The sequence below is a fragment of the Paraperlucidibaca baekdonensis genome (assembly GCF_003387535.1).
In the GTDB taxonomy this organism is placed as follows: Bacteria; Pseudomonadota; Gammaproteobacteria; order Pseudomonadales; family Moraxellaceae; genus Perlucidibaca; species Perlucidibaca baekdonensis.
Genome location: NZ_QUNR01000002.1, coordinates 252,244 through 266,174, shown reverse-complemented (window position 1 = coordinate 266,174; position 13,931 = coordinate 252,244). Strand labels below are relative to the sequence as shown.

General features: G+C 59.2%; 14 protein-coding genes and 1 tRNA gene. 3 read left to right on the top strand and 12 right to left on the bottom strand.

What is annotated here, in order from left to right:
- Positions 1 to 48: 48 nt before the first annotated feature.
- The 6 genes from DFR26_RS05260 to DFR26_RS05235 all read right to left on the bottom strand — a co-directional run bounded on the left by DFR26_RS05260 (position 49) and on the right by DFR26_RS05235 (position 5,945).
- Entirely contained in the window at positions 49 to 1,647 is a 1,599-nt protein-coding gene (locus tag DFR26_RS05260) for a glycerol-3-phosphate dehydrogenase/oxidase (RefSeq protein ID WP_116207919.1), read from the bottom strand.
- Between the two features lie 132 nt (positions 1,648 to 1,779).
- A complete protein-coding gene (gene murI, locus DFR26_RS05255; RefSeq protein ID WP_116208156.1) occupies positions 1,780 to 2,583 on the bottom strand; it encodes a glutamate racemase in 804 nt (267 codons plus the stop codon).
- Between the two features lie 73 nt (positions 2,584 to 2,656).
- Positions 2,657 to 2,732 (bottom strand) — tRNA-Gly (locus DFR26_RS05250).
- An 89-nt stretch (positions 2,733 to 2,821) separates the two neighbouring features.
- Complete coding sequence (gene pgsA, locus DFR26_RS05245) at positions 2,822 to 3,394, bottom strand: CDP-diacylglycerol--glycerol-3-phosphate 3-phosphatidyltransferase (protein WP_116207918.1); 573 nt, start codon at positions 3,392 to 3,394, stop codon at positions 2,822 to 2,824.
- Positions 3,395 to 3,429: 35 nt separating this feature from the next.
- The gene (uvrC, locus tag DFR26_RS05240) at positions 3,430 to 5,313 is read right to left on the bottom strand and encodes an excinuclease ABC subunit UvrC (RefSeq protein WP_116207917.1); all 1,884 of its coding nucleotides are present in this window, start codon (positions 5,311 to 5,313) and stop codon (positions 3,430 to 3,432) included.
- Positions 5,310 to 5,945, bottom strand: a complete 636-nt coding sequence (locus DFR26_RS05235; RefSeq protein ID WP_116207916.1) for a LuxR C-terminal-related transcriptional regulator — start codon at positions 5,943 to 5,945, stop codon at positions 5,310 to 5,312. Before DFR26_RS05235 ends, uvrC begins: the two co-directional genes overlap by 4 nt.
- A gap of 98 nt (positions 5,946 to 6,043) precedes the next feature.
- On the opposite strand from DFR26_RS05235, the gene pbpG reads away from it, so the two are divergent.
- On the top strand, positions 6,044 to 6,958 hold the full coding sequence (gene pbpG, locus DFR26_RS05230) for a D-alanyl-D-alanine endopeptidase (RefSeq protein WP_116207915.1): 915 nt from the start codon (positions 6,044 to 6,046) through the stop codon (positions 6,956 to 6,958).
- 11 nt (positions 6,959 to 6,969) lie between these two features.
- Here pbpG and DFR26_RS05225 read toward each other — a convergent pair whose 3' ends face one another.
- Both DFR26_RS05225 and recQ read right to left on the bottom strand, forming a co-directional pair.
- A complete protein-coding gene (locus DFR26_RS05225) occupies positions 6,970 to 7,677 on the bottom strand; it encodes a M48 family metallopeptidase (protein WP_181898991.1) in 708 nt (235 codons plus the stop codon).
- A gap of 8 nt (positions 7,678 to 7,685) precedes the next feature.
- On the bottom strand, positions 7,686 to 9,509 hold the full coding sequence (gene recQ, locus DFR26_RS05220) for a DNA helicase RecQ (RefSeq protein WP_116207914.1): 1,824 nt from the start codon (positions 9,507 to 9,509) through the stop codon (positions 7,686 to 7,688).
- Positions 9,510 to 9,553: 44 nt separating this feature from the next.
- Here recQ and DFR26_RS05215 point away from each other — a divergent pair, with 44 nt between their 5' ends.
- Positions 9,554 to 10,120 (top strand): YecA/YgfB family protein, encoded by a 567-nt coding sequence (locus tag DFR26_RS05215; RefSeq protein WP_181898990.1) that lies wholly within the window; start codon positions 9,554 to 9,556, stop codon positions 10,118 to 10,120.
- Here the strand turns inward: DFR26_RS05215 and trhO are convergent.
- Both trhO and DFR26_RS05205 read right to left on the bottom strand, forming a co-directional pair.
- Complete coding sequence (gene trhO / locus DFR26_RS05210) at positions 10,117 to 11,049, bottom strand: oxygen-dependent tRNA uridine(34) hydroxylase TrhO (RefSeq protein WP_116207912.1); 933 nt, start codon at positions 11,047 to 11,049, stop codon at positions 10,117 to 10,119. The genes DFR26_RS05215 and trhO overlap by 4 nt on opposite strands.
- Positions 11,046 to 11,402 (bottom strand): BolA family protein, encoded by a 357-nt coding sequence (locus DFR26_RS05205; protein WP_245953013.1) that lies wholly within the window; start codon positions 11,400 to 11,402, stop codon positions 11,046 to 11,048. Before DFR26_RS05205 ends, trhO begins: the two co-directional genes overlap by 4 nt.
- Before the next feature lie 196 nt (positions 11,403 to 11,598).
- On the opposite strand from DFR26_RS05205, the gene DFR26_RS05200 reads away from it, so the two are divergent.
- Positions 11,599 to 12,555, top strand: coding sequence for a fatty acid desaturase family protein (locus tag DFR26_RS05200; protein ID WP_116207910.1), 957 nt, complete (start codon positions 11,599 to 11,601; stop codon positions 12,553 to 12,555).
- Here the strand turns inward: DFR26_RS05200 and DFR26_RS05195 are convergent.
- A complete protein-coding gene (locus DFR26_RS05195) occupies positions 12,552 to 12,983 on the bottom strand; it encodes an NfeD family protein (protein WP_116207909.1) in 432 nt (143 codons plus the stop codon). The two genes, DFR26_RS05200 and DFR26_RS05195, sit on opposite strands and share 4 nt — an antisense overlap.
- A gap of 3 nt (positions 12,984 to 12,986) precedes the next feature.
- Positions 12,987 to 13,901, bottom strand: coding sequence for an SPFH domain-containing protein (locus DFR26_RS05190; protein ID WP_245953012.1), 915 nt, complete (start codon positions 13,899 to 13,901; stop codon positions 12,987 to 12,989).
- Between the last annotated feature and the right edge of the window lie 30 nt (positions 13,902 to 13,931).

The window sequence follows — 13,931 nt, the reverse complement described above, 5'->3', positions numbered from 1 at the left end:
TCCAAAAAAGTGGCGCTAAGCGGCCATAAGACTGCGCAAATTACGCGCTTACGACTGAGGCGGCAAGGAATAATAACGCCGCCAAATGCCCTCATAGCGTACACGCTCAGCGGCAATTTTTTCCGCCGACCAGCCTAATTCATCACGCAATATGCCATCGAGCATGGGCAGCGCCGAGAGGCCGCCGCGCGGTAAAAGCAAACCTAGGCGCACACGGCGCAGCAGCAAATCATCGAGATGCACGACTTGCTCATGGCGACAGGCCCAGCGTAATTCAGCCACAACAGTTTTGGTGTCGGCAATCGGCTCAAGCTCGCCGGCGGGCATCTCACGTAAAAAGCGCTGGGTGTGAATGCCAAAACGCGCCACCACATGAGCAAACATCGCCGCACTCAAATGCGCAGGAGGCGTGCCCGATTGCGGCGCGCGAAACACGGCGGCGCCATCATCACGCACAGTAATGCCCAATTGCGCGGCGGCGGAGCGCAACGCATCGAGGGCAATGAGGCGGAACGTCGTGAGCTTGCCGCCGGTCACGGTAATTAGCCCTTGGTCATTCCAGACGCTGTGGCTGCGGCTTTCCTTCGATGGGTCGCTGCCATCGCCGGCGCTAACCACCGGTCGCACGCCCGACCACGTCGAGATAATGTCTTCCACCGTAAAGGCCGCGCTTGGAAATTGGGCATTGATGCCGCGCAACATATAGTGCATTTCATCCGTGCTGAGTACGGCTTCCAAATCCATATCGTCGCGATGGTCTAGATCAGTCGTGCCAACCACTGTACGGCCTTCCCAGGGGTAGACGAACATCACGCGCTGGTCATCGGGGTGATGACAAATTAAGGCCTCGGTGATTGGCAAGCGCTCGTGCGCAAACACCAAATGGCTGCCGCGCAAGGGCCGAATGCGCACCTCATCGATGAGGTTGCTGCGCAGACGATCGGCCCACGCGCCAGTGGCATTGATCACGGCTTTCGCCGCCACCACCGTGCCCGAGGAGTGACTCGCAGAGGCTAAACTCGTCTCAGCCACATCGTGTAGGCAGAGACCCGTGACGCGGTCATTGGTCATCACTAAATCACTGGCTTTCACGTAATTGAGCATCACCAAGCCATCGGCCACGGCTTCATCAAGCACACGCTGCACCAAGCGCGAATCGTCAACCACGGCATCGGTGTAACGCGTGGCACCGGTGAGCTTGTCGCTGCGAAAACCGGGCATGCGGGCCAGGAAATTCAGCTTTTTAAAATAGCGATGGTCGCGCACGCCGGCGAGCAGGTCGTAGACCATGATCAAGAGCTGGAAGGCCCAGCGCCCCGGAAACACGCGTTTGAAATGGGCAAAATGAAAGCCCATACGCTCCACCAAACCCGGCGCCTCGCGCAGCAAACGCTCGCGCTCGGTGAGCGAATGCCAGGTCAGCCGCACCTCACCTTGGGCGATGTAGCGCAGGCCGCCATGCACCAGTTTCGATGAGCGACTGGAGGTGCCCCAGCTGTAATCACCCTGCTCAATCAGCGCAGTGCGCAGGCCGCGACGCACCGCTTCGCGCGCCACGCCAGCACCTGTAATGCCGCCGCCAATAACCAGCACATCCCAGGCGGTAGTGGTTAGTGTCTGCCATTGCTGCGTGCGTGCATCGATCACCGGGCGCCTCTCCTGAGCAAAAAATCGGCGCTAGTGTAACGAAATGTTTACGCGTGTGGGCTTCAACGACCGACTGACAAGTCAGCGTGGCGGGGTTAGCGGTGCATCTCACGCGCTTCGGCGGTGGCGCCCCTACCAGCGCACCTGCTCCAAATGACTCAGCTCACGCCCCAAAAAGCGCGAGCCAATGGTCTGAAAGCGCAGCGGAATATCGGTCACCACATAGTCATAACGCGGTGCCACGCGTTGTGGGTTGTGCATGTCCATCTCGGTGAGTACGCGCGCGGTTTGCTCGGCAATGGTCACCGCTGAGTCCACCAGCCGAATGCCAGCGCCGGCCACCTGACCAATCAAGGGCTTTAGCAACGGATAATGCGTGCAGCCAAGCACCAGCGCATCGATAGACTCAACAAACACCGGCTTTAAATATTCCTGCAGCGTGAGCTTGGTGACCTCGTGCTCGAGCCAGCCCTCTTCGACCAAAGGCACCAGCAGCGGGCAGGCCTGCGAATAAACACTGAGCGCTGGGTTTAAGGCGTGAATATTGCGCGCATAGGCATTGGAATTGACGGTCGTTGGCGTGCCAATCACACCAATGCCGCGCTGGCTAATCTCCACCGCCGCGCGAGCACCGGCATCAATGACATCGAGCACCGGCACTGGCGAGCGCGCCCGCACGGCATCGCCAGCCACCGCCGCCATGGTGTTGCAGGCAATGATCAGCAGCTTGACGTCACGGTCGAGTAGGAAGTCAGCAATTTGCGTGGTGAAATTGTGGATGGTGTCGTTGGATTTAACGCCATAGGGTACGCGCGCGGTATCGCCAAAATAGACAATATCTTCAAACGGCAGCCGCTCCATGAGCGCCCGCACCACAGTGAGGCCACCGATGCCGGAGTCAAACACACCAATTGCGGAGCGGGCGGTTGCGACCATGCGCGAGTCCATCTAGCGAATCAATAACGCAGCATAGCAAAACGCCGACACAGTGGTCGGCGTTTTGTCGATTTGGAGCGGGTAACGAGGCTCGAACTCGTGACCTCAACCTTGGCAAGGTTGCGCTCTACCAGCTGAGCTACACCCGCAATGTTTAGTGGCAAGCCATCTGAACAGGCGCGCATTTTATCCGGTGGGCTTGGCAAGTCAAGCACCTGCGCAACTGTCTGCGCAAAGTTTAGTCAGCTTCGCTTAGCGAGGGCCACGCCGCGACCAAATAGATGCACATCGACCAGAGCGTGAGCACCACGGAGATATACAACAGGCCCCACGCCAGAGGGTTAAGCGCCGACCAATCGAGCAGCAACAGTGTGATCGAGACCATTTGTGCAGCGGTTTTCCATTTGCCAATGGCGCTGACCGCGACCTGCGCACGCTGACCGATTTCGGCCATCCATTCACGCAAGGCCGAGATGGTGATTTCCCGCGAAATAATGACAATCGCCGGCACCACCATGACCACATGGGCATGCCATTCGACCAATAAAATCAGCGCCGCGGCGACCATGAGCTTGTCGGCGACCGGGTCTAAAAAGCGGCCAAACGCCGAGCCTTGATTGAGCGTGCGCGCCAAATAGCCATCGAACCAATCGGTTATGGCGGCAAAGGCAAACACCGCCGCGGCGATTTCGTTGCGATAGCCAATGGGCGAATACGCCAACACCAACAGCACCGGAATCAGGCCGACACGGGAGACAGTTAATATATTGGGGATGTTCCAGAGCGGTCGCGCAGCCAACACCGTCTCCATACGCGGCAAATAAGGCCTCAGACTATCCTAGAACTTCAGTGGCTGTGCAAGGCAGCATAGATAGTTTGTGCTAATGACTCGCTGATGCCGCTCACGCGCGCGAGATCATGAGCACTGGCGCGCAGCACCTCCGGCAATCCACCGAAATGCTGGATGAGCGCGCGCCGGCGCGCCGGCCCCACGCCATCGATACCCTCCAGGCTTGATGTTTTTCGCGCTTTCGCCCGCCGCGCGCGATGCCCGGTAATGGCAAATCGATGCGCCTCATCGCGGATGTGTTGGGTCAAATGCAGCGCCAGCGATTGCGCATCGAGATTGAGCGGCTCGCGATCGGGAAAATGCAGCGTCTCCAAACCCGGCTTGCGGCCCTCGCCTTTGGCGATGCTGACCAGCTGCACCGAGGTAATGCCGAGCGTCTCAAACACCTCAATGGCCTGGCGCAGCTGGCCTTTGCCGCCATCGATAAACAGCACATCGGGCAGGCGCTCATCGGCAGCACCGAGCTTGCTGTAACGGCGCATTAAGGCCTGATGCATGGCGGCATAATCATCGCCGGGCGTGATGCCATCGATATTAAAACGGCGATAATCTTTCACGCGCGGGCCCTCGGCATCGAAGACCACGCAAGAGGCCACGGTGGCCTCACCCATGGTGTGCGAAATATCAAAACACTCCATGCGCGCAATGGGCTTGGCCAACGCCAACACACGCTGCAACTCAGCAAAGCGCGCAGCGGTATGACCACGATGACTGAGCTTGGCCGTCAATGCCGATTCGGCATTGCGCTGCGCCATGGTCAGCCATGCCGCACGCGTCTCGCGCACCCGCGACTTGATGTCTATCTCACGGCCAAACTGCTGGCGCAAGGCATCGGCCAACACCACATCGTCGGCTAAGTCTACCGGCACAATAATCTCGCGCGGCAACACACGACCACCGCCGATCTGCAAATAATAAGAAGGCAAAAATTCGCTGAGAATATCTGCCACGGCGGTCTCGCCAAAGACACTCGGATGCCACGATTTACTGCCTAACACGCGCCCTTCGCGCACCTGCAATACCGACACGCAAACGCCACCAGGCTGCGCCGCCACGCCAAAAACGTCTGCCGAACCGACATCGCTCAGCACAAACTGCTGCTCTTGCACACGCCGCAAAGCGCTGAGTTGGTCGCGATAGCGCGCCGCCGCCTCAAAGTCCAAGGTCTCCGCCGCCATCTCCATACGCGCGATGAGATTGTCGGTGACCTCGGCATTGCGGCCCTCCAAAAACAGCCGCGTATTCATGACATCGCGACGATAATCTTCGTCGCTAACCAGGCCCACGCACGGCGCCCGACAGCGGCCAATTTGGTGCTGCAAACACGGTCGCGCACGATTGCGAAAAAAGCTGTCCTCGCATTGCCGCACCTGAAATAACTTCTGCAATAAATTCAGGCTATCGCGCACCGCCACCGAGCTTGGGAAAGGGCCAAAATAACGGCCTTTTTTGCGCTTGGTGCCGCGATGAAAACTCAGTCGCGGCCAGTCATCTCCCTCGGTCAGCAACACCGAGGGATAACTCTTGTCATCGCGCAATAAAATATTAAATGGCGGCTTCAGCGACTTAATCAGTGTTTGCTCAAGTAACAGCGCCTCGGTTTCCGACGCCGTAATCGTCACTTCAATGGCCGCGATACGCGCCACCAGTGCCCGCGTTTTCGGGCTATCGACCTGCTTAGCCACATACGAATTGACGCGATTTTTTAAGACCTTGGCCTTGCCCACATACAGCACCGCGCCGGAGGCATCGAGCATGCGGTAGATGCCCGGATCATTGGGCAGCGTCTTAATGGTGTCGCGCAAATTCGCCAGGCGTTGCGCATCATGCGTGGCATCGCGCGCGCTGAGGTCGGTTAAGCTGGCCGTGACATCGCTCATGCGCACAGCCCCGCCGCTTGCGCCAGCCGCAACAGCGCCATGTCGGATTGCACGCCGAGTTTCTCCATCAGGCGGCTTCGGTAGGTGGATACGGTTTTTGGACTCAGCGATAACGCCGTGGCTATTTCTTGCACGCGCTTATCGGCCAATAAATAGCGCAACACTTCCCATTCCCGCTCAGACAGCGCCGCAAATGGCTGGTCACCGGCGCTCAGTGACGGCGTGGACAGCAACCAGGCCTGTGCTAATTCGGGCGAGACATAACGCTGCGCCATGGCCGCCATGCTCAAGGCTTTGACGAGCTCATCGAGGCCGGCCTGGCGACTGACGAATGCCGAGACGCCGGCATCAATGAGCGCCTGCGGCGAGACCGATGGGCATTGGTTCATCAGGGCGACTTTGGGCTGATGCGGCTGGCGCATAGCACACAGCGCGGTGTCGAAAAGCAGCGGATCGGTATCGGTAATGCCCAATAGCACAACCTGCGCGAGGTCTTGGCGAAGCGCCGATATCAGCGCGGCGTGCTCCGTGATCACCGTCACCTGCGCCAGCCCTGGAACTGGCTCCAGCAGCGCCGCCAAGCCATGACTCAACACAGGATGACTATCAACAATGGCAACCGTGAGCGGCACAAGACCTCCTATAAATGCGGGTTAGCGCTATCTTACTCGCCACGTCTTATGTTACATAAGCAGGAAAAGCAATTAGTCATACGTCCCGAGACTCTTTTATGTTGCCACGTCCTATTTTTTCGCGCCCCGCTTGGGCATTCGCCGCTGTGTTTATGGTCGCCGCCTCGCTGCCCTCCGTTAGCCTAGCCGCCGGCATGTCACCGGCACAAATTGCTGCCGAACAACGCCGCGCCGGCCCCGATATTATTGAAAGCAGTTTAACCACACGCCTCGATGTGGCCTCGCGTGCCGCACTGATTACCAATGTCGATAGCGGCGAAGTACTGTATTCAAAAAATGTGCATCAACGCTTGCCGATTGCCTCCATCACCAAGCTGATGACCGCCATGGTGGTGCTCGACGCCAAGCAGCCCATGAATGAGCTGGTGACCATCACCGAGGGCGATATTGACCACCTGCGCCACACGCACTCGCGCCTCACGGTGGGCACCAAATTACCGCGCGCCGACCTGTTATTATTGGCGCTGATGTCCTCTGAAAATCGTGCCGCCTCGGCGCTAATTCGCAATTACCCCGGCGGCCTTAACGCCGGCATCGCCGCAATGAATCGCAAAGCGCGCAGTCTCGGCATGCCCAACACGCGTTTTTTTGATGGCACCGGCCTGCATGGTGAGAATGTCTCAACACCCGGCGAGCTCACGAAAATGGTGCAAGCCGCGTATCGCTACCCCGATATTCGCGCGTTTTCCACCGCACCGGATTACACGGTGACTGTGCGCGGCCAAGAGCAGCATTTTCGCAACACCAACGGCCTCGTAAAAAAACCCGAATGGGAAATCGATATCTCGAAAACTGGCTTCATTAATGAAGCCGGGCGCTGTTTGGTGATGATGGCGCATATCCGCGACATGCCGGTGGTCATTGTACTGATGGATTCGTGGGGCAAATACACGCGTATTGGCGATGCTAATCGCGTGAAAGACTGGCTCGAAGTGGCGATCAACTCGCGCTAAAACGGCACGACTTAGACAGCCGCTAAGCGCTTCGCCCACTGCTTCATCTCAGCGCGTTGCGCAGGCCAGTTCGGGTTGAGCTGGCTTTGCACCGCGTAAAACGCCGCGCTGTGATTCATCTCGCGCAAATGCGCCATTTCATGACAAATCACATAATCGATTAAATGCTCAGGCAGCTGCAGTAGCTGCGTGTTGAGCATGATGCGGCCGTCGGCGCTGCAACTGCCCCAACGCGCACGCAAGCAGCGAAAGCGCAGCGCCGTCGGGCGCCATTGAGCACCATGCGTTAATACTAGTGTCTCAACGCGCCCGGGCAGCACGCGCTTGGCCTCGGCGAGCTGCCAAGCCTGCAGCGCCTTAGGGATGCTCTCGGGCCAATGTGCTGGGTCAATGGGCGTGGAAATAGTGAAACCCGCTGGCGCAGCCGGCACGCCGAGCTGAAAGTTCACGCGTGTGCGGCGCGATGCACTATTGGCCAATACCCGTACCGGCCACGCCTGACCACCGTGCCACCATTGCCTGCCCTCGCCCCACGCCGGCAACACCGGCAGCTCGCTCAAGCGCGCTAATTGCTCGGCAATCCACGATTGGCGACTCGCCACAAACGCCTCAATGGCATTGAGCGGATAGCGCAGCGGCGCGCGCACCTCGACGTGGCCATCGCGGCGAATATGAATGGCGACGCTACGCCGCGCGGTGCGCTTGAGCTGCCAGGCCACGTCGGCGCTCAGCCCAGCACCGGATAGCTGTGATCTAAAATCACCGCCAAAAAAGCCTCGCCATAGCGCGCCAATTTGCTCTCGCCGATGCCTTGGATGGCCCCCATCTCCGATAAGCTCTGCGGCTGATGCGTGACCATGGCCACCAGCGTGCTGTCGTGAAAAATCACATACGGCGGCACACCTTGCTCCTCGGCCAATGTTCGCCGACGCGCCCGTAGCGCCTGCCACAACGGCTCATCAGCGGGCTCAATGCTGCTCGCCGCGCGCGACGATTTGCTGCTGCGCTGCGCGCTGTCACGATCCTTGCGCAGCTGCAGACTGACCTCGCCTTTCAGCAGCGCACGACATTCTGGCGCCAAGCGCAGCGTGCCATAGCCATCGGCATCGACCAGCAACAGCCCATGCGCGAGCAGCTGGCGAAAGACACTACGCCAGGCTTTCAAGCTCAGGTGCACGCCTTGACCAAACACCGCGAGCGCCTCATGACCATTGCTCACGACACGCTCGGAGCGCTTGCCGCTGAGCACCTCCACTGCGTATTCGACGCCATAACGCTGGCCGGTGCGATACACCGCCGACAGCGCCATGCGCGCCGGCTCGGTGGCATCCCAGGTCGCCACGGGCTCGGAGCAGACGTCGCAATGGCCACAGGGCTCACTCAAGTGCTCATCGAAATAGCGCAGCAGCAGTTGGCGCCGGCACGTCACCGTTTCGCAGAGCTGCAACATGGCATCGATGCGACGGCGCTCGTGACGTTTGTGTTCCTCGCTGCCATTGGACTGCGCGAGCATTTGCTGATGCTTGATGACATCTTGCAGACCGTAAAACAGCGAGACAGTCGAGGGCAAACCATCGCGGCCGGCACGCCCAGTCTCTTGATAATAGGCCTCGAGACTTTTCGGCAAATCCAAGTGCGCGACAAAACGCACATTGGGCTTATCAATGCCCATGCCAAACGCGATGGTGGCCACCACGATGATGCCCTCTTCGCGCAAAAATCGGGTCTGGTTGGCCTCGCGCTCCGCTGGCGATAAACCCGCGTGATAGACCAACGCCGGGAAGCCGAGCTTGACCAGCGCGGCGGCAACTTTTTCGGTTTTCGCCCGCGATAAGCAATAGACAATTCCGGCATCTTGCGGATGCTCGCGGCGGATGAAATCGGTGAGCTGATCCATCGCATTTAAGCGCGGCAAAATGCGGTAATAAATATTCGGCCGATCAAAGCTGCTTAAAAATACCGGCGCCTGATCGAGCTTCAGCAGCCGAGCGATATCGGCACGCGTACGCAGGTCGGCGGTGGCGGTCAGCGCCAAGCGCGGCACATCCGGAAACTGCTCAGCAAGCACCGACAAGCCCAAGTAGTCGCTGCGGAAATCGTGGCCCCATTGCGACACACAGTGCGCTTCATCGATGGCAAATAATGCAATCGGCACGCGCGCCAGCAATGCCAAATTACGCGGCGTGATCATTCGCTCAGGCGCCATATAGAGCAGGTCTAATGAGCCCTCGAGCAGCTGCGTTTCAATCGCGCGCGCCTCGTGCATGTCGAGACTGCTGCTCAAATACGCCGCCCGCACGCCCAGCTGCAAGAGCGTGGCGACCTGATCTTGCATCAGCGAAATCAACGGCGAGATGACAATGGCTGTGCCCGAGCGCATCAAGGCCGGCACCTGATAGCACAGCGACTTACCACCGCCGGTGGGCATCAGCACCAAGGCATCGCCGCCATTGGCCACGGTCTCAACCACCTCGGCTTGGCGACCACGAAACTCGCCATAGCCCCAGACTTGGCGCAGCACCTCGCGCGCGCGATCTAGGCTAGCGGTCATCGGGCAGCCCTCGTACAATGCGTGGACATTTTGGAGCGCCTTTTATGCACGAACAATACGCCCTGCCCGAATCCACGCTGCTGGCGCTGGAAACCTTTCTCGATGACGATGCCAACCCCAACGGCCCTGATTTTGCCGGCGTGCATGGCTTTTTGACTGGCCTCACCGTGGGCCCGCGCGGCACGCTGGACGACGATGCCATGCTGGCCTGCTTCGATGACGAGGCGCCGCTGCCCGACGCCCAAGCCAGCGCCGACCTCTACGCCGACCTCAAAGCCTGGCAAAAAAGCATCCACGCCGCGCTTTACCACGGTGTGCGCCTCGAGCTGCCCTGCCCGCTGCACGCCGAGCCCAACGACGACACGCCGCTCAACAGCTGGTGCGCGGGCTTTATGGAAGCCTTGTTTTTGGATGAAGACGACTGGTACAAGCTCGACGAAGACGAGATCGCCGACATGACTTTGCCCATGCTGGTGCTCTCGGATTTGATCGAAGATCCCGACCTGATGCCGCTGCGTCGCGACCGCAAAATGCTTGCTGGCATGACCGCGGAAATCCCCGAACTCATCACCTCGATTTACCTGCACTTCCACGCACCCGAAGGGCATTAAGCCCCTCCCAAACGCTTAGTCGCCAGCGCCAGTTGTAAACGGCGCTCGGCAAAGCGCGCACGCTGATCATCGCTCAGGCTATCGTGGCAATGCGCACAGCTGATGCCGTATTCGTACAGCGGCGACGCCAGATCAACGGGCATTAAGGCGCGCCGGCAGCCATAACAGAGCGTGGCCTCGCCCGGCTCAAGACCATGCTTGACCGCCACGCGCTCATCGAACACAAAACACTCGCCCTGCCACAGACTGTCTTGTTCCGGCACCTCTTCGAGGTACTTCAAGATGCCACCCTGCAAGTGGTAAACCTCATCAAAACCGTGCTGGCGCATATAGCTCGAGGCTTTTTCGCAGCGGATGCCGCCGGTGCAAAACATCGCCACGCGCGTGTGCTTTTCCGGGTCTAACTGGCTCGCCACATAGTCTGGGAAATCACTGAAATGTGCGGTTTTCGGATCCACCGCGCCAGCAAAACTGCCAATGGCAACCTCGTAATCATTGCGCGTGTCGATGACCAGCACCGACGGGTCGCTGATTAGGGCATTCCAGTCTTGCGGCTTCACGTAAGTGCCCACCAACGCCGTGGGGTCAACGGGCTGGCCTAGCGTGACAATTTCGCGCTTAAGCTTAATTTTCAGGCGCAAAAACGGATGGCGCTCAGCGACGGATTCTTTGTGCTCCAGGTCGGCAAATCGCGCATCGCTGCGCAAGCGCGCCAGCAGAGCATCGATGGCCTCGCGGGTGCCGGAAACCGTACCATTAATGCCCTCGTGCGCGAGCAGCAAGGTGCCACGGATGCCCTGCGCCAGGCAGAACTCGGTCAGTGGCGCTTTCTGCTCAGTAAACTCCGGCCAGTCGGCAAAATGATAGAGCGCCGCCACCACCACCGGCTCATCGGCGGCTTGGCGCGCCTGAATCCACGCCTCGCTCATTGGCTACCTCCACGGCACGCCGGGCTATCCGGTGCCCTCGCCACGGCGGCCCATTCATCCGGGGTGTACAAATGCAGCGCCAAAGCATGCAAGCCCGTCTCGCGCTCGGCGGCCGTGAGCGCATACACGCGCTGATGCCGGGCCACGGCGCGCTGGCCCTCAAATGCGGCACTCACAGCAATGAGCTTGTAGTGCGTCTCGGTGCCCGAGCCGCCGTGATTATGCGACTCATTGATGACTTCCAGATGCGTTGGCGCTAAGGCTTCGCGGACGGCTGTCGCTAGGCGCTGCTCGCGCCCAACAGGGGCAGATGCGGCATCACCCGATGGCATAGGGGCTGAAAAAGACGACATGAGCAGACTCCAAAAACGATGAACACAGGCCACAGCCGCAGCTATCGCACATTCTGCGGACTATTATAGAGCCTGAAACACAGGCTCGCTTGCTCCGCGACGTTTTTACTAAAAATCGTGCGTTTTATTACATAGATTGCACGATGGCTATTTACTGCGTAATATAAATTATCGCAAACGACCCCGAGCAGGCCTCATGAACACCTACACACTAAGCGCCGCACAACGCGCTGCGCTCAATGAAAAATCGAATTGGCGCGGCGCCCGCGAAGTCGCCAAAGATTGGGGCCTAGTGCTGCTGGCATTTGGCCTCAGCCTGGCGTGGCCGCACCCGCTCACGTATGTGCTGAGCACGCTGCTGCTGGGCTGCGCCATGGCTGGGTTTGCCATCTTGCAGCATGAAACCGCGCATCGCTCGCTCTTTGCCACGCCGGCACTCAACGAATGGGTCGGCGAATACCTCGCCGCCCTGCCGATCTTGCAAAGCATGCCCGGCTACCGCGCCTACCACATGCAGCATCATCGTCTCGCCGGCACGCTTGATGACCCCGATCTCATCATGACCAAAGATTATCCGGTCAGCCCCGCCAGCCTGCGGCGCAAAATCAGGCGCGATGTCAGCGGGCAAACCGGCCTCAAATCCATCGTCGGCTTACTAGGCATGTACGCGGGCTATTGGCAGTACGAGCTGACCGGCAAAGTCGAGCGTGTGACGCCTGCGCCACAGGGTGTGGTTGGTTATCTGCGCATGTTCGTGAAAAACAATGGCCATCTGGCGATTGCCTGGCAGGTCGCGATTTGGGCGGCTCTCTACGCACTGGGTAATGGCTGGCTTTATGGCCTCTGGGCCATCGCGTTCATCTTTGTGCTGCCAACGTGCATGCGCATTCGCCAAATTGCCGATCACGCCGTGGTCGCCGACCCCATGAGCACCAATCCGCTGCTGCATGCGCGCAGCACCTCGGCAAATTGGCTGGAAAAATTGCTGTTTGCGCCGCACTACGAGCACTACCATTTAGAGCATCACTTCATGCCCACGGCGCCATGCTGGCAGCTACCAAAACTGCACGCGCAATTGAAACAGGCTGGGGTGATTCCCGAGCAGAATCAAGCCACCAGCCTGTTTGATGTGCTGCGCCGCGCAACAACTTAAGGCGCGCTGACCACCGCTTCCACCACCAAAGTATTGCCCTGCACCGCCGCTACCCGCACACGGGTGCCGGCGGGCAACTCAGGGCCAGTCACCGACCAATGGCTGTCGTCCATGGCGGCACGCCCACGACCATTGACAATGGCCTCCGACAGCACCAGTTCACGACCCAGCCAGCGTTTGGAGCCGGTATTTAAACCGGTCGGCGCGGGCACGGCTTGCGCCGCGCGACGCTTCGCCCAGCCATAGCAGAGCAACACCGACAGCAGCGAAAACAGCCCGGCTTGATAGCGCCAGTCCGTCAGTCCCGCATGCGTTGCCAGCGCGGTCAGACCACCGGCAATGGCTAGCATCAGCAAAAACAGCGAACCCGAAAGCAGCTCGCTGAGCGCCAACACCAATGCCACCACCCACCACATCGTGGCCGTCATGGCCTAGCCCTGCTCAACGCGCATGGCTTTAAGCAACTCACCCATGCCGCCGACACTGCCAACCAACTGCGTAGCCTCGATGGGCATCATGATGACTTTCGAGTTGGTCGATGCCGCCACTTCGCCAAAAGCCGTCACGTATTTTTGCGCAATAAAGTAGTTCAGCGCTTGGATGTTGCCCTTACCGATGGCTTCAGACACCACCGACGTGGCATTGGCCTCGGCTTGTGCTTCACGCTCACGCGCCTCGGCTTCCAAAAACGCCGCTTCACGCGCGCCTTCGGCTTTCAAGATCTGCCCTTGCTTCTCGCCTTCGGCCTCTAAAATCTCAGCCTGACGGCGACCCTCGGCTTCCAAAATCGACGCTCGCTTCATCCGCTCCGCTTTCATCTGCGAGGCCATGGCATCGACCAGGTCAGTCGGCGGCGTGATGTCTTTGATTTCCACACGGGTGATCTTGATACCCCACGGGCCGGTGGCCTGATCAATCGCTGCAAGCAAACGGCTATTGATCTGGTCACGCTGCGAGAGCATTTCGTCGAGATCGAGCGAGCCAATGACGGTGCGCATATTGGTCATCGCGAGGTTCTGAATGGCATAGCCCAAGCCCTGCACTTCATAGGCCGCACGCGGGGTATCGATGACCTGATAAAAACACACGGCATCGATACGCACCATGGCGTTATCACGCGAAATCACTTCTTGCGCCGGAATGTCGAGCACCTGCTCCATGACACTGAGTTTGCGACCAATCTGGTCGAAAAACGGCATGATGAAATGCAGGCCGGGGCTGAGCGTGGTGGTATAGCGACCAAAACGCTCAACGGTCCATTCGTAGCCCTGGGGCACGGTTTTTACGCTGAGCAGGACGATCAAGACCGCCAAAATGACCAGCGATAACAAGAAAATTGGCAACATGCTGAACTCCATTAGCGTGGGTATTGCGAG